General features: G+C 63.2%; 15 protein-coding genes. 7 read left to right on the top strand and 8 right to left on the bottom strand.

What is annotated here, in order from left to right; translation table 11 throughout:
• Nucleotides 1–151: 151 nt before the first annotated feature.
• The 5 genes from U0O11_RS07260 to U0O11_RS07240 all read left to right on the top strand — a co-directional run bounded on the left by U0O11_RS07260 (nt 152) and on the right by U0O11_RS07240 (nt 5,476).
• Entirely contained in the window at nt 152–1,198 is a 1,047-nt protein-coding gene (locus U0O11_RS07260) for a TRAP transporter substrate-binding protein (RefSeq protein WP_225347963.1), read from the top strand.
• 206 nt (nt 1,199–1,404) lie between these two features.
• The gene (locus U0O11_RS07255; protein WP_054555982.1) at nt 1,405–2,010 is read left to right on the top strand and encodes a TRAP transporter small permease subunit; all 606 of its coding nucleotides are present in this window, start codon (nt 1,405–1,407) and stop codon (nt 2,008–2,010) included.
• Entirely contained in the window at nt 2,010–3,290 is a 1,281-nt protein-coding gene (locus tag U0O11_RS07250; protein ID WP_054555981.1) for a TRAP transporter large permease, read from the top strand. The genes U0O11_RS07255 and U0O11_RS07250 overlap by 1 nt, the downstream gene beginning before the upstream one ends.
• A gap of 114 nt (nt 3,291–3,404) precedes the next feature.
• The gene (locus U0O11_RS07245) at nt 3,405–4,088 is read left to right on the top strand and encodes a DUF2848 domain-containing protein (protein ID WP_052384353.1); all 684 of its coding nucleotides are present in this window, start codon (nt 3,405–3,407) and stop codon (nt 4,086–4,088) included.
• Nucleotides 4,085–5,476 (top strand): amidase family protein, encoded by a 1,392-nt coding sequence (locus U0O11_RS07240; protein ID WP_225347962.1) that lies wholly within the window; start codon nt 4,085–4,087, stop codon nt 5,474–5,476. Before U0O11_RS07245 ends, U0O11_RS07240 begins: the two co-directional genes overlap by 4 nt.
• A gap of 175 nt (nt 5,477–5,651) precedes the next feature.
• Here the strand turns inward: U0O11_RS07240 and U0O11_RS07235 are convergent, their stop codons facing one another.
• The 7 genes from U0O11_RS07235 to U0O11_RS07205 all read right to left on the bottom strand — a co-directional run bounded on the left by U0O11_RS07235 (nt 5,652) and on the right by U0O11_RS07205 (nt 11,443).
• A complete protein-coding gene (locus U0O11_RS07235; protein WP_225347961.1) occupies nt 5,652–6,080 on the bottom strand; it encodes an RcnB family protein in 429 nt (142 codons plus the stop codon).
• 391 nt (nt 6,081–6,471) lie between these two features.
• Entirely contained in the window at nt 6,472–6,909 is a 438-nt protein-coding gene (locus U0O11_RS07230; RefSeq protein ID WP_225347960.1) for an RcnB family protein, read from the bottom strand.
• A 358-nt stretch (nt 6,910–7,267) separates the two neighbouring features.
• Nucleotides 7,268–7,513: a VOC family protein gene (locus tag U0O11_RS07225; protein WP_324692374.1), complete on the bottom strand. Its 246-nt coding sequence runs from the start codon at nt 7,511–7,513 to the stop codon at nt 7,268–7,270.
• A gap of 157 nt (nt 7,514–7,670) precedes the next feature.
• Nucleotides 7,671–8,684, bottom strand: coding sequence for a zinc-binding alcohol dehydrogenase family protein (locus tag U0O11_RS07220; RefSeq protein ID WP_107334950.1), 1,014 nt, complete (start codon nt 8,682–8,684; stop codon nt 7,671–7,673).
• A 336-nt stretch (nt 8,685–9,020) separates the two neighbouring features.
• A complete protein-coding gene (locus U0O11_RS07215; RefSeq protein ID WP_225347958.1) occupies nt 9,021–10,187 on the bottom strand; it encodes a major royal jelly family protein in 1,167 nt (388 codons plus the stop codon).
• Between the two features lie 124 nt (nt 10,188–10,311).
• The gene (locus U0O11_RS07210; RefSeq protein ID WP_324692373.1) at nt 10,312–11,052 is read right to left on the bottom strand and encodes a glycine betaine ABC transporter substrate-binding protein; all 741 of its coding nucleotides are present in this window, start codon (nt 11,050–11,052) and stop codon (nt 10,312–10,314) included.
• Nucleotides 11,053–11,152: 100 nt separating this feature from the next.
• A complete protein-coding gene (locus tag U0O11_RS07205) occupies nt 11,153–11,443 on the bottom strand; it encodes a putative quinol monooxygenase (RefSeq protein WP_324692372.1) in 291 nt (96 codons plus the stop codon).
• Nucleotides 11,444–11,565: 122 nt separating this feature from the next.
• Here U0O11_RS07205 and U0O11_RS07200 point away from each other — a divergent pair, with 122 nt between their 5' ends.
• Complete coding sequence (locus U0O11_RS07200) at nt 11,566–12,468, top strand: LysR family transcriptional regulator (protein WP_225347956.1); 903 nt, start codon at nt 11,566–11,568, stop codon at nt 12,466–12,468.
• A gap of 175 nt (nt 12,469–12,643) precedes the next feature.
• Here the strand turns inward: U0O11_RS07200 and U0O11_RS07195 are convergent, their stop codons facing one another.
• Nucleotides 12,644–13,606: a LysR family transcriptional regulator gene (locus tag U0O11_RS07195; RefSeq protein WP_225347955.1), complete on the bottom strand. Its 963-nt coding sequence runs from the start codon at nt 13,604–13,606 to the stop codon at nt 12,644–12,646.
• Between the two features lie 199 nt (nt 13,607–13,805).
• Between U0O11_RS07195 and U0O11_RS07190 the strand changes: the two genes are divergently transcribed.
• Nucleotides 13,806–15,155, top strand: coding sequence for an aspartate aminotransferase family protein (locus tag U0O11_RS07190; protein ID WP_043332339.1), 1,350 nt, complete (start codon nt 13,806–13,808; stop codon nt 15,153–15,155).
• The last annotated feature ends 42 nt before the right edge of the window (nt 15,156–15,197 follow it).

Here is a 15,197-nt window from a genome sequence, read left to right as displayed (position 1 = left end):
TCATCACGCCCGGCGCAGTGCAGGGACGCACCGCGAATCGAAACACAGCACAGCAACGCACAGGACAGCAGCGGGAAAGACACACCCCGCAAAGATGCAGCCAACAAGCTTTTCCGATAACACCAGATGCACAACAACAATGGTGATTCCCATGAAGACACGTTTTGCCCTCTCCGCCCTTGGTCTCGCACTCGCCGCCGCCGGTAGCGCCAATGCTGCCGATACCCTCAACGTGGTAGGCAGCTGGAGCAGCCTGGAGCTCAACCGTCAGTTCGAGAAGCCGTTCTGGAGCGAGACCCTCCCGGCCGCCAGCAACGGTGAACTCAGCACCCAGGTGACCACCTTCGACCAGATGGGCATCCCCGGCTCCGACGTCTATCGCTATCTGGGCGATGGTGTCTTCGATGTCGGCATGACCGTGGCCGACTACACCGTGTCCGATGCGCCGGAACTCGAAGGGCTGGACCTGCCGATGATGGCCCCCACTGCCGAGGAAGCGCAGCAGGTCGCCGAGGCCTTCCGCCCCCTGGCGGAGTCCACCATGAACAAGCGCTTCAACAGCCACGTGCTGGCCATCGTGCCGTATCCGGCTCAGGTGCTGTTCTGCAACACCCCGATCGAAGGGCTCGATGGCCTGCAGGACAAGAAGGTGCGTGCCAGCGGCCGCTCCACCGGTGAGTTCATCGAGGCGCTGGGCGCACAGAGCCTCAACATCGCCTTCAACGAGGTGCCCGGCTCCCTGGAGCGTGGCGTCATCGACTGCGCCGTCACCGGTTCGCTCTCCGGCTACAGCGCCGGCTGGCATGAAGTGTCCAGCCACCTGATGCCGCTGCCGCTGGGTGGCTGGGATTACGTGATCACCGCCATCAATCAGGACAAGTGGCAGGGCCTGGGCGCCGAGACCCAGACTCTGATCCAGCAACAGGTGGATAGCGAGTTCACCGCGCCGGTGTGGGAAAACGCGCGTGGCGAGACCGCGCGTGGCGTGGCCTGCCTGACCGGTGAAGGCGATTGCCCGCTGGGCAAGAGCGCCGACATGACGCTGGTCGACTTCAGCGACGACGACGCCAAGCGCGCACGTGCGGCGCTCGAAGACACCGTCCTGCCTGCCTGGGCGGCGCGTGTCGATGCCGAGACGCGCAAGACCTGGAACGAGAGCGTCGGCAAGGTCGTCGGCCTGACCGCCAGCGCGGAGTGATCCAGCGGCACCTGCTCACCGAAGCCTGTTCGCGAGCAGGTGCCGATAGCCCCGCCCTGTCCCGACGTGGCAGACATGTTCCCCAGAGACGTAGCGCTGAACGACTCGCGCCTGTGTATTCAAGCGCAAGCTTTCAAAAGCAGGCTTCATAAGCAGGCTTTCTCGAGAAAGCGGCCTTCGTTCAGCGCCCCAGCAGGACCCGACTCATGAACTCCTTCCTTCACGCACTCGATGTCCTCGTGTCACTGACACGCGCGATATCACGCCACGCCGCACGCCTGATGGGCCTGTTGTTGCTGGCCGTCGTGGTCTTCATCGGCGCCGAGATCCTGATGCGCCAACTGTTCAATCATCCGCTGCCCGGCGTGCACGAATATGCCGGGTATGTGCTGGCGATGCTCTCGGCGTGGGGCCTTTCCCACACCCTGATGGAGCGCGCCCACATCCGTATCGATGTCGTGCACGGCAAGCTGCCGGCCTTCTCGCGCCACACCCTTGATATCCTCGCGATGCTGGCGCTGAACCTGGTGGCCTGGGTGATTCTGATCAATGCCTGGCCGGTGCTCGGCAAGTCGTTGAGCAACGGCTCCACCGCCAACACCCCGCTGGCGACACCGCTGTGGATTCCGCAGCTGCTGTGGCTGTCCGGTTATGCCTGGTTCGCGATCACCACCAGCGTGCTGGGACTGCGCGTTCTCGTTGCCGCCTGTCTGCGTGATACCACCACGCTCGAGACACTGGCCGGCCCCGATCACGGAGAAAGCGAAGGGGCTCTGGCCCAGGCTGCCTCCACGACCAAGGAGACTCGCTGATGTTGGGCTTTCTTTCGGTGGGTATCCTCACCCTGCTGCTGGCCGGCATTCCCGTTGCGGTCACCCTCTTCCTGCTCGCCTTCGGGATCGACCAGTTCTATTCCTTCTTCCCGCTGACCAAGGCGCTGGGCCAGAACCTGTGGTCTGCCGCGGACTCCTTCCTGCTGATCGCGATTCCGCTGTTCGTGCTGATGGGCGAGATCATCGTGCGCGCCGGCATCGCCGAGAAGGCCTACCGCGCCATGGACCACTGGCTGTCGTGGCTGCCAGGCGGCCTGCTGCACGCCAACATCACCACCTCGGCGCTGTTCTCGGCGACCTCCGGCTCCTCGGTGGCCACGGCGGCCACGGTCTCGACCGTGGCACTTCCCCAGGGCAAGAAGCTCGGTTATGACGCCAAGCTGTTCTGCGGCAGCATCGCCGCGGGCGGCACCCTGGGCATCCTGATTCCGCCGTCGATCAACCTGATCGTCTATGGCTTCCTGACCGAGACCTCCATCCCGAAGCTGTTCATGGCCGGCCTGGTGCCGGGCCTCGGCCTGGCGGCGCTGTTCATGCTGGCCTCGCTGCTGCTATGTGTCTGGAAGCCGTCACTGGGCGGCCCGCGTCAGAGCGCCAGCTGGAGCACACGCATCAAGAGCCTGTCATTCCTGCTGCCGTTGCTGGTGCTGTTCATCGTCATCGTCGGCTCCATCTATCTGGGCTGGGCGACGCCGACCGAAGCCGCCGCCATCGGCGTGCTGGCCTCGCTGGGCCTCGCCGCCATCAACCGCTCGCTGAATCTGTCGATGATCAGCCGCGCGCTGGATGGCACCGTCAAGACCACCTCGATGATCCTGTTCATCATCATGGCGGCCTCCTTCCTCAACTTCGCGCTGGCCTCCTCCGGCATGGTCCAGCAGGTCACCGGCCTGCTCGAGGCCTATGACCTGGGGCCCTTCGCGCTGCTGATGGCGGTGATCGCACTGTTCATCGTGCTCGGTTTCTTCATCGAGACCCTGTCGCTGATGGTCATCACCATCCCCATCGTCACTCCGCTGATCGCGGCGGCCGGTTACGACAAAGTGTGGTTCGGCATCGTGATGATCCTGTTCGTCGAGCTGGCACTGATCACCCCGCCAGTCGGCCTGAACCTCTACATCGTGCAGGCCTCACGGCGTGGCGAAGCCTTCGCCGACGTCATCATCGGCACCCTGCCGTATCTGGGCGCGATGCTGGTGATGGCCGCGCTGCTGGTGGCCTTCCCGCAGATCGCGCTGTGGCTGCCTTCGGCGCTGTAAATCCACTTTTGCGAGGCACCTGCTGGCAAGCCGGCAGGTGTCATTGGCGCAACACCGTTCACTCAAGACTTCCTGCACAGAACAACGACAACCCCCGATAACGGAGCGATTCCCATGCTGACCTTTACCCATGACAACGGCGAATTCACCCTTGATGTCCAGCGCGTCGCGATTGCCGGCTGGGCCGGACGCGACCAGGCGGGCGTGCAGCACCATATCGACGAGCTCAAGCTGCTGGGCGTGGCGCCGCCCTCCCAGACCCCGCTGTTCTACCGCGTGACCCGCGAGACCCTGACCCAGGCCTCACAGGTCGCGATGCTCGGCGGCGAAGGCTCCGGTGAGGTCGAGACCTGTCTGGTCAGCGACGCCGAGGGCACCCTGTGGGTGACGATCGCCTCGGACCACACCGACCGCAAGCTCGAAGCCGTCGGCGTCGCCGAATCCAAGCAGCTGTGCGCCAAGCCGATTGCCCGCCACGCCTGGAAGCTCAGTGAGGTCATCGACCACTGGGACAGCCTCGAGATCGAAAGCGAGATCGAAGACGCCGGCAAGACCGTGCGCTATCAGCAGGGCACTCTCGCTGAGCTGCTGCCGGTCGCCACCCTGATGGAGCGCCTGCCGGCCGGTATCGCCAAGGACGGCAGCCTGGCCCCCAACAGCGTGCTGCTGTGCGGCACCGTGCCGGCGATCGGTGGCATCCGCCCCAGCCCGAGCTTTACCATGCGCCTGATCGACCCGCAGACCGGTCGTCGCATCGAGCACCGTTATGAGGTGGAAGAACTTGAGGTGGTGGCATGAGTGATGAGCACAAGCGCCTTGAGCAGGCGCGTGAATTCTGGGCGCGCTCGCCCCGCCAGCGCACGTTGACGCAGTTGCTGGCCGCCTATCAGACAGGCAGTTTCGGCCCCGAGCAGACCGCCACGGTGCTTGCCGAGCGCCATCAGGCCCTGGGCGAGAGCGCCAGCCACAGCATCATCAGCCGCGATGATGCTGGCATGAGTGTGCAGGCCGCCGCTCAGCAGCAACTCAAGGCGGCGGCGACGTCGTTGCCGCTGGGGGGTGTTCCGGTCTCGATCAAGGACCTCTTCGACGAGACCGACATGACGACGCTGGCAGGCTCGCGGGCACTGGCAGCAAGCCAACCAGCCGATCAGGACGCTGTGGCGCTGAGCCGCCTGAAAGCCGCCGGTATCCTGCATGCCGGCCGCACCAGCATGAGCGAGTTCGCGTTCTCTGGCCTGGGCCTGAACCCGCATGTCGGCACGCCGCCCAACCCCTTCGATGGCGAGCGCATCACCGGCGGCTCGACCTCCGGCGGCGCCGCCTCCGTCGCCTTCGGGCTGGCAGCTGCGACCCTGGGCAGCGATACCGGCGGCTCGCTGCGGATTCCGGCGGCCTTCTGTGGCCTGACGGGCTTCAAGCCGTCACAGGCCAGCGTGCCGGGAGATGGCGCCTTCCCGCTGTCACCCAGCCTGGACTGCATCGGCCCCATCGCGCCCAGCGTCGCCTGCTGTCGCCTCCTGTGGGAAGTCCTGAGCGGTGAGGTCGCTGACCCGACGCCGCTCACTCGACCGCTGACGCTGCTGGTGCCGGAGAGCGAGCTGGTCAGTGAAGTGGATGCCGATGTGGCCGCCGACTTCGCCGCCCTGCTGGAACGGCTCGAGGGTCTGGGGGTTCGCCTCCAGCGTGCGCCGGTCGAAGCCATCGAGGCCGCTTACGCCATCAATCAGCGCGGCGGGCTGGTCATTCCGGAAGCGGCCGCCGTGCATCACGAACTGCTGGCCGCCCACGAAGCCCAGTATGATCCGCTGATCGCCGAACGCCTGAACGGCGGGCGCGACATCACCTCCAGCGAGTATCTGGCGCGCCTGTGGCCGCGCACCGCCATCCAGCAACGCTTCGCTCAGCAGGTGCAGGATGTCGATGCGGTGCTGATGCCGACCGTTGCCATGCGTGCCCCGCGTCGTGACCTGCTGGAGCAGGATGGCGCGCTCTTCGCCCAGCTCAACAAGCGCGCGCTGCGCAACACCAGCGTCTTCAACTACCTGGATGCCAGCTCGATCTCGATTCCGGCACCAGCAGCGGTGAACGAAGAGCCGCTGGGCCTGATGCTGTCGCGCCCTCAGGGTCAGGATGTGGCGCTGCTGCGCGTCGCCCAGGCGCTGGAGACACTGCTCGCGCAATAGTGCTGTGCTGCGAATCGCAACAACGGCTGCCGCAGCAACGGCTGACCGCAGCAATGGCTGCCACAGCAACGGCTGACCGCAGCAATGGCTTAGCTCAGCAGCGGCCGAGCGCAAAACGCAAAAGGGGCCTCCATCTGGAGGCCCCTTTTTCATGACGCGGACAGTCTGACTGTCCTCAATGATTGAGAATGATCGCGCTAATGGCACCGCCCGCCACGGCCGCCAGCACATAGCGACCATCGATGTTCAACCAGCGATGCCCCTGCGGCGGCGCAGACAGCTTGTGAGCACGCCAGTCACTCACCCAGTAACGCTTGTTGGAGTAGTAGCTGCGCGGCACATGGTCACCGCGACGCCAGTTGTGTGACTTCTGACCTTGATGCCTGGCCTGCGCCTGATGCTTTTGCTGATCATGGCGCTGAGACTGGTCGTGACGCGCCTGCTGCTTTTTCTTCTGATGCCCGTTGCCGTGGCTGTTGTGCTGGTTGCCTTGGCTGTTGTGTGGACCGCCACGATCATCGCGGTCGTTGGGCGATGCCTGCGCCAGCGACGCGGTCATCAGGGTGAAGATCATCATCATTACGGTCAGGGTGCGATTGCGCATGTCTGGCCTCCTCGTCGTACTCGGCATCAAGGGATGCCGAGGCTGTGAATCAGGGTCATGAAACTGGGTCATGAGACAGAGTTAGGAAACAGTGTTAATAAACGGTATGAGAGAACACTATCGCCTCGTGTTCGCCACGGCAAGCCAGCGCGCCAACCTCCACTTTTGCGCACAATTCGCAACGACTTGTCGCCAGTTGACGCATCCTTGTTGCGCAATGACGACATCGAGAAGCAGATATTCGTAATGGCTGATATGGCGCGCCATGGCGCGTGGCAAGCATTGGTGCCTGCGTATTCCATGGTCGCAAGGGGGTGGGTGCCCCATCAGAGCGTCGCCAGATGAGGACAGCCTGCATCAGTGATAGGTAATGTCATCGCTACCCGCGGCATCACTGCTCGAGCACGATCTCATCGATGACATGGCTTTCGGTATTCATCAGCACGAAGGCATTCTTGAGCTGCAGCCAGCGCTGGTTGGCGCCGGGTTCCGAGAGCTTGTGCTGCTGCCAGTTCTCGACCCGAAGACCATCATCCCGGGCGACAGTGTCCGGCACCTTGCCGCCCCGCTTCCAGACATGAGCCGGCGAAGCCTCTGCCACTGATTTCTTCTCAGCCAACTTTTCCTGGTGCTGGATCTTCTTCAATTCCCGCATCTGTTGCGCCTGAACGCGCTGCGCCTTTACCTGACCTTCCAGATCATGATGCTTCTGGCGCAGACGCTCCTCGTCCTTGTCATCATTGCCATCACCCGCCGAGTCAGCCTGCACGAGGCCAGCACCCAGCAACGACAACATCAGGGTCAGTACCGCAAATGACCGCTTCGCCATGTTGGCCTCCTCGGCAGATTGCGTATGCGTGCGATGTGCTGAGTCCAGCTCAGGCCATCCTGCTGACGGCTGGACACCCTGGGTTCCAGATCGCCATTCCCTACCATCAGCTTATCGCGTCAGCGGCGCAATTTGCGGTTGGATAACGCACGATCTACACGCTTTCCTCAAGTCTGGCAGCCACTTGGCGCCAGATATGACCTCCAAGAGCCAGATCAGGCCACGGCGCTGCAGGGTGCGGTGGCAAAATCGAGATGCAGATGATTGCCGTCCGGATCTCGCATGTGCAGTTGCACGAGCCCGCGAGCGCGATACGCTGATAGTGCGTACGGGACGCCGCCAGGCGCGCCTCGAATGCCTAGATATCCGTGGCGGCAAGCGAGAAATGCTCAAGCCGGAGACTGGCATCACTGCTGATCGCTGGCAGGCAACCGATGTCGATGAGATGGATGACTGCCACGTCCCCGGCGTAAAGCCAGGCACCGGCGAAGGGGAAATCGGGACGCGGCCCGCTGTGCAGCCCCAGCACATCGCCATACCACTGGAGCATGGCACTCAGCTGTCCGGTTCGCAGGTTCACATGATCAAGGCGCTGTATGCCCATGACAGGGTTCCATCATTGTATCAGCCACCCGGCACTCCCCAGCAGACAAGGCGGCTTGTGAGTGCCGGGTGGCAATGAGAGTGTCTTTCACGAAAAGGAGTGCGACCGGTTGCCCGGCCGCACTCCTTTCACATCACCGCCTCGACAGTGGCTTCGATCAGAAGCCTTCGAGGACGATCTTGCCCTTGGCCTTGCCGCTTTCCAGCAAGGCATGCGCGCGCTTGAGGTTCTCGGCGTTGATGGTGCCGAAGGTTTCCGTCGCGGTGGAGGTGATTCTGCCAGTGTCCAGCAGACCCGCCACCTTGGTGAGAATCTCGCCCTGACGCGTGATATCGGCGGTGGTGAACAGTGAGCGAGTGAACATCAGCTCCCAATGGATGGAAACGGCCTTGGGCTTGAACGGCACCACATCGAGGGTCTCCGGGTCATCGATCATGCCGAAACGGCCCTGCGGCGCGATCAATTCGGCGACCTGCGGCGCGTAGTGCTCGGAGAAGTTGGTCGAGAACACGAAGGCCGGGGCACCGATGCCCAGCGCCTCGATCTGGGCCGGCAGCGGCTGGCTGTGGTCGATGACGTGATGCGCGCCCAGTGACTTCACCCACTCGCGGGTCTGGGGACGTGACGCCGTGGCGATGATGGTCAGGTCAGTCAGCTCACGCAGCAGCTGGATGGTGATGGAGCCCACGCCACCGGCCCCGCCGATGATCAGGATGGCACGTGCAGCACCCGGCACCGGCTCGGTGACACGCAGACGATCGAACAGCATCTCGAAGCCGGTCAGCGTGGTCAGCGGCAGCGCAGCCGCCTCATGGGCCGCCACGGATTTGGGCGCATGGCCGACGATACGCTCATCCACCAGGTGGAATTCGCTGTTGGTGCCGGCGCGGGTGAGATCACCGGCATACCAGACCTTGTCGCCCGGGGCGAAGGCCGTGACCTTGTCACCGATGGCGACGACTTCGCCCACGGCGTCCCACCCGATGACGGCAGCTTCGCCGGCGGCCGGCTCGCGGCTCTCACGAATCTTGTAATCCACCGGATTCACAGACACCGCGGCAACCTTGACCAGCAGGTCGTGACCGGTGGCGACCGGTGTCTCGAGTTCGATATCGACCAGGGCGTCGTCACGATCAACGGAACCGGCAGCGTAGTAACCAATGGCTTTCATCAGAGTCTCTCCTAAAGATCATGTCAGTCACGGCAGCACTGAAAGGCCGTGCCGTGATGCGATGACAGCATGTTAACTCTCTGGCCTTGGCGTAAAAACAGCCCTCACCCGCAAGGTTAATCCGGATAAAGCGGATAATGTATGGCGAGTTTGCGTGTTGCGTGCAGGGAGACGCCGACGGGTCATCGGCTTGCGATGCGAGATGCGCCGGCCAGACACAAAAACGACAACGCAGGACGGTCGTGAGACACGTCCTGCGCAGATCACAGGCTAGCGAGAAAGCCATGGCGCCAAGGCAATGAGTTGCCCGAGGACCAAGCCCCAAGGGAGCAAGGGTCAGTTGGCGGGTGTCAGCTTGAGCAGGTAGTAATGCTTGTCACTGCCATCCACACCCTGATTGAGTGCCGGGTGGGCGTTCAGCTGGTTGGTGGTGAGGTAGAGACTGCCATCCGGCGCGAAGGCGAAGCCATCCGGCCAGCGCAGACGCTCGTCATCCTGGGCGATCACCGACATGCCCTCCGGCGATGAGAAGGTCAGTGCGTTGTGCTCCGCGTCACCGGCGATGATGCCGCTGCGGCGGCCATCGAAGATGAATCCATCATTGGGGCGCTTGGGGGCGTAAGGCGTGATGGCGCGAGCCAGTTCCGCCTCAGTGGCAGTGTCATCGGCCAGCTCAGCCGCCGGCAGGCGATAGATCTCACTGCCGTTCACGCCACCGAAATAGACGACGTCGTCCGCCGGATCGAAGGCGATGGCATTCAAGCCCAGGTACCAGGGCTTCGGCTCACCATTCTTGTCGCCCTTGGCCGCCATCAGATGGCCATTGATGACCATGTCGTGTTCCACCGGCATCAGCCTTTCATCGCTCTGCAGCACGCGACGCGTCTTGCCGCTGGCGATATCCACCACCACGAAGGCCGGTTTCATGCTGGAGGCCGGCGCGGTAAAGGTCATGTCAGCGATATAGATCTTGCCGCGCTGCTCATCGATGACGAAATCCTGCAGGAAGGAGATCGGCAGCACGCTGTCACCGGCAAGCGAAATCACCTTCTTGAGCGAATCACTGCGGGTATCCCAGCCCACCAGCTTGGGCGCACTGTCCTGGCTGCCCATGTCGAGCATCCACACCACACCCTGACTGTCGGAGTGCACGCCGATGATCGAGGCGATCCCGACCTCGCCCTTTTCCGGGCCATCGGCCCAGTCCAGGTTCGGGAACGGCACACGCTTGCCGTCCTGGGTGATCTCGACCACGCGCAGTGCCGGTGCATCGAGAGGCTGCTGGGACATGATCAAGCGGCCATCCGGCGTGAAGGTGATGTTGCCGGGGCGGGTGTCCGAATATTCGGCGACGGTGGTCAGCGTGCCGTCACGCAGGGAGGCGACTTGCGCATTCTGGGGGTTAACAGCCGTGCTGTCAGCGGCCGCCTGAGTGGCGCCGGCGACAGTGGCAACGCCCAGCGAGGCGATGAGAATGGCAGTCTTGAGGCGAGAAAATGGCATGGGGACTCCTTGCCCGCCGGTTGGCGCTGTGCGCTGCACCGGCAGGGTCGATGATGATGAGATGAAGAGACTGGGCGGTGACGTGGCCATCGCCCGGGATTTGTCGAGATTCAGGCGAGATAAATCAGGTGCGATAAATCAGGCGGCGACGCAGGTCGTCTTCCAGTTCGCTCAAGCGAGGATTGCCGATGTAGAGCTGAGAGAGGTCCTTGAGGGCCGCGGCGCCGATGCGCAGGCGAGCCTCCTTGCGCACCACCAGCGTGGCGTCATCCCGAGTACCCAGAAGCCCCTTGGGCTCCTTGAGGGCGCGAATCCGGTAGCGGTGATGCAGAAACTGCGGATGCCACAGCGGCACCACGACCCAACGTCCCTGCGCCACCGCCGCTTCGTAACGATCGAAGCAGTCCGCTTCGCTGCCGGTGCGGAAGACATACCCGGCAGCGTCCAGACCATATTGCTTGATCATCTCGGCCGAGAAGCGACTGATGCCGGCCCCCGGATTGATGCCCTGGATGATCAGCTCCATCTTGCTGAGCGCCGGTTCCCGCAGCAGGTCCGTGACGCTTGCCACCGCGCTTTGTGGCACGTAATCCGGCACTCCCCAGATGCAATACGGCTCATAGATGACGGCGATCTTGTCGACGTCCTCCAGCATGGGGGCCAGGTAGGTCTCATGACTCGACGGCAACCAGGCGGAGGCCAGAATGTCGACCTCCCCTCGCCCCAGCATCGCGAAGGCCTCTTCGTGGGGAGCAGAGGCGAAGGTCACCTCATGACCGTGGCTCTCCAGAACACGCGCCACTTCCCGAGCACTGGCCTCATGGAAGGACAACGCGATATGGCCGATACGGATGGGGTCTGTCATGACTGCCTCGAGTGGGTTGTTTGAAGGAGAAAGAAAGCGAGCAGGCCTGCATGGCCGCGGTGGTAAGCCAGGGCCCATATCCAGGGCCCAGGCCCGCCTCTCAGTCGAAGGCGGTCATTTCATGCAGGGTGAATTCGCTGACCGCGCCTTCGGTCGCTGCCACATACTCTTCCAGGTGCGGGGCCTGCATGTGCTGCTGCCAGAGTTCCCGCGAGGCCCAATTCTCATGAAAGGTGAAATGCGCCGGGTTATCGTTGTTCTGGTGCAGGGTGTAGCCAAGGCAGCCTTCCTCGGCACGGGTGATGGGCACCAGTGCCAGAAGCGCTGCCTTGACCTGCTCGATCTGGTCCGGCTTGGCATGGATATTGGCGATGACGGTCAGCTGGGTCATGAAAGGGACTCCGTGGCGTGATCGGGAAGCTTGAGTTGCGCAAGCGATGTGGTCATCCTGGCCACAAGCCTCATCCGTATAAACATCCAACTTACGCAAAGATAATTCGGAAAAACCGTACAATGCTGCTGGATAACATCGCCCTGTTCCTGACCATCATCGAGAAAGGCAGCCTGACCGCCGCAGGACGCGAGACGGGGCTGTCGCCCACCACCGTGTCCGAGCGCCTCGCCGCGCTGGAAGCCCATTACGGGGTAGTGCTGCTCAACCGCACCACGCGCGCCATCAGCCTGACCGAAGAAGGCCGGACACTGATGGAAGAAGCTCGCGGCCTGCTCGACAGCGTGTCGGAACTGGAGACCCGCATCCGCCTGGGCGCCCAGACCCTCACCGGCCGCATTCGCGTCAGTGCGCCGAGCGACCTGGGCCGCAATGCCCTGTCACGCGCCATCACCGAATTCCAGCATCTGCACCCCACCATCGAGATAGAACTGCTGCTGTCGGACAGCTACGTGGATATCGTCGGCCAGGGGATCGATCTTGCCCTGCGCTTCGGCACCATCATGGACAGCACGCTGCGCGTGCGGCATCTGGGCCAGAAACGCCGCCTGATATGCGCCTCCCCCGCCTATCTGGCGCAGCATCCTGCGCCGCTGACGCCGGTGGACCTCAAGCACCACAACTGCCTGGTGATGCGCTTCGGCAAGAGCCTCGACAACGAATGGCGCTTCGGCAGTCACAAGGTGCCGCAGATCGTCACCGTCAGTGGCAACCGGATCGCCAATGACGGCGAACTGGTGCGCCAGTGGTGCCTGGAAGGGTTGGGCATCGCCCTGAAATCGGAAGTCGATGTGAAGGAGGATCTGCGTGCGGGTCGCCTGATCGAACTGCTGCCGGAACATGCCGCGCCGCCCTCGCCGCTGCAGCTGCTGTTTCCGCCGGCGCGCGCCCAACCTCGTCGCGTGCAGGCATTTGCCCAGCACCTGGTCGAGACCTTCAGCGAATCACTATCGCATCCGCAATAGCCTGAAACGCAAAAGCCCCCGGCAACCAAAGGCTGCGGGGGGAGCTTTCATCATCCGGCACCCTACACTAGCCACCGTCTCCTTAAGAGCGTATAGCTGCTTCCACCCGCCAGCTGGGCGACTTCTCTGACCCCGACACGCTTGGACTTGTTCGTAGCTTACTCTCCCTCGCCGACTACACTCTTCGAGCTGGTTTCGCTTGGCGCAGGGTATCCAGCTCCTTCAGATAACGCTCCAGCACCAGATTGGGTGGGCGGCTCTTGCGCGTGATGGCGCTGTAATAGGTGACATAGGAGTTGGCCACCGGGCTGAGCGCCTGCATCTGGCCATCGCGCACCCAGCGCTCGGCATAGTGGGTGGGCAGATAGCCGAGATAGCGCCCGGAAAGCACCAGGAAGGCGATGCCCTCGCGGTCAGTCGCGGTGGCGGCGGCCTTGAGCGGCTCATGCAGCGCCTTGATCGCAGGCGTCTGGGCGTAGGCCGGCAGCACCGCATCATGCTGGCGAATCTCTTCCTCGCCCACCGGACGTCCCCGCGCGAGGGTATCGCCCGCGCGGGGTTCACGAAACAGCACATGGCCCCGTGCGCAGTAAAGGCAGGAGGTTTCCTCGTAGAGCGAGCGATACTCGAGCCCCGGCAGCGTCTTGAGCGTCGGGATCACCCCGGTATGCAGACGGCCATCCAGCACGGCGCGCTCGATCTCGTTGGGGGGAATCATGCGGATGTTGATCATCACCTCCGGGCCGTGACCCTTCAGCGCACTCAGCGCATCCGTGATGTGCATCTCGGGCATGGTGACCAGATTGTCGGTGATGCCGATGTTCAGCTCACCCTTGAGCCAGGCATGCAGACCATTGATGCGTGTGCGAAAGCCCTCTGCCGCCGCCAGCATCTGCATCGCGGCCTCGTGGACTTCCCGCCCCTCATTGGTGAGAGCAAACCCGCTGCGCCCGCGCTGACAGAGCTTGAGGCCCAGCCGCGTCTCCAGGTCACTCATCGCCATGCTGATGGCGGAGCGACTGATGTTGAGCTCGATCTCGGCCGCTGAGAAGCCACCACACTCCACCACCTTGCGAAAGATACGCAGCAGACGCAGGTCGGTATCGCCGAGCTGCCCCCGCATGACCTCGCCTCGCATAGGCCCGCGCCTCCTGTTATTGAACGGTTCCGCGACAGACGGCGCCTGACTGCGCCGAGATGGCGTAGCGAACGCCAGCGGAAAGTTAAGTAAATGCTTTCCTGAAGGTAAAGACAATGGCATTTATCTTACCAAAAGGACTTCCTAATCTAGTTGGACAGGAGCCGAGAACCAACAACAACACTCTGTGGGAGACATCATGACCGCCTTCGATACATCCCCTTCCGCCCAGGCAGGCTTGAGCCAGGAGCAGCTCGATGCCTACTGGATGCCCTACACGGCCAACCGTCAGTTCAAGCAGGACCCGCGCATCATCACCAAGGCGCAGGGGGCCTACTTCACGGACTCCCAGGGCCGTCAGATCTTCGATGGCCTGTCGGGTCTCTGGACCTGCGGTGCCGGCCATTGCCGCCCGGAAATCGCCGAGGCGGTCAGTGCGCAGCTGCGCGAGCTGGATTACGCGCCCGCCTTCCAGTACGGCCATCCCAAGGCCTTCGAGCTGGCGCATCGCATCAAGACGCTGATGCCTGAGGGGCTGGATCACGTCTTCTTCACCGGCTCCGGCTCCGAGAGTGCCGACACCTCACTGAAAATCGCGCGTGCCTACTGGCGCAAGAAAGGCAAGCCGACCAAGACCAAGCTGATCGGACGCAGCAAGGGCTATCACGGCGTCAACTTCGGGGGCTTCAGTGTCGGTGGCATCGGGGCCAACCGCTCGCTCTACGGTCAGGGGGTCGATGCCGATCACCTGCCGCATACCCTGCTCAAGGAAAATGTCTTCACGCCCGGCATGCCCAGGACCGGTGCCGAGCGCGCCGATGAGCTGCTGGAGCTGATCGCGCTGCATGATGCCTCCAATATCGCCGCCGTCATCGTCGAGCCGATGGCAGGCTCCGCCGGCGTGCTGCCACCGCCAGTAGGCTATCTCAAGCGCCTTCGCGAGATATGCGACCAGCACGACATCCTGTTGATCTTCGATGAGGTCATCACCGGCTTCGGACGCATGGGCGCCATGAGTGGCGCCGAGGAATTCGGGGTCACGCCGGACATCCTCAACGTCGCCAAGCAGATCACCAATGGCGCGGTGCCGATGGGCGCCGTGGTCGTCAAGGGCGACATCTACCAGACCTTCATGGACAACGGCGGCCCCGACTACATGATGGAGATTCCCCACGGCTACACCTACTCCGGTCACCCGGTGGCGTGTGCCGCGGCGCTGGCAGCCCTCGACGTGCTCGAGAACGACCAGCTCATCTCCCGTGTCCGCGAGCTGAGTCCGGTGTTCGAGAAGAAGCTGCACGAGCTCAAGGGCACGCGCTACATCAGCGACATCCGCAACTACGGTCTGGCCGGTGCCCTGCAGGTCGAGGCCTATCCCGGCGAGCCGGCGCGGCGCCCGTATGAGATTGCCATGCACTGCTGGAAGGCCGGTTTCTATGTCCGTTACGGCGGCGACACCATCCAGCTGGGCCTGCCGTTCATCACCGAACACGACGAGCTGGACCGTCTGATCAATGCCCTCGGCGATGCCTTCGCCGCCCAGGACTGACGCTCGAAGCTCAAGGCTGACGGTCGACGCTCAAGGCTGACC

It is taken from the genome of Cobetia sp. D5 (assembly GCF_035666195.1).
In the GTDB taxonomy this organism is placed as follows: Bacteria; Pseudomonadota; Gammaproteobacteria; order Pseudomonadales; family Halomonadaceae; genus Cobetia; species Cobetia amphilecti.
This window is presented reverse-complemented; position numbering and strand designations above follow the sequence as displayed.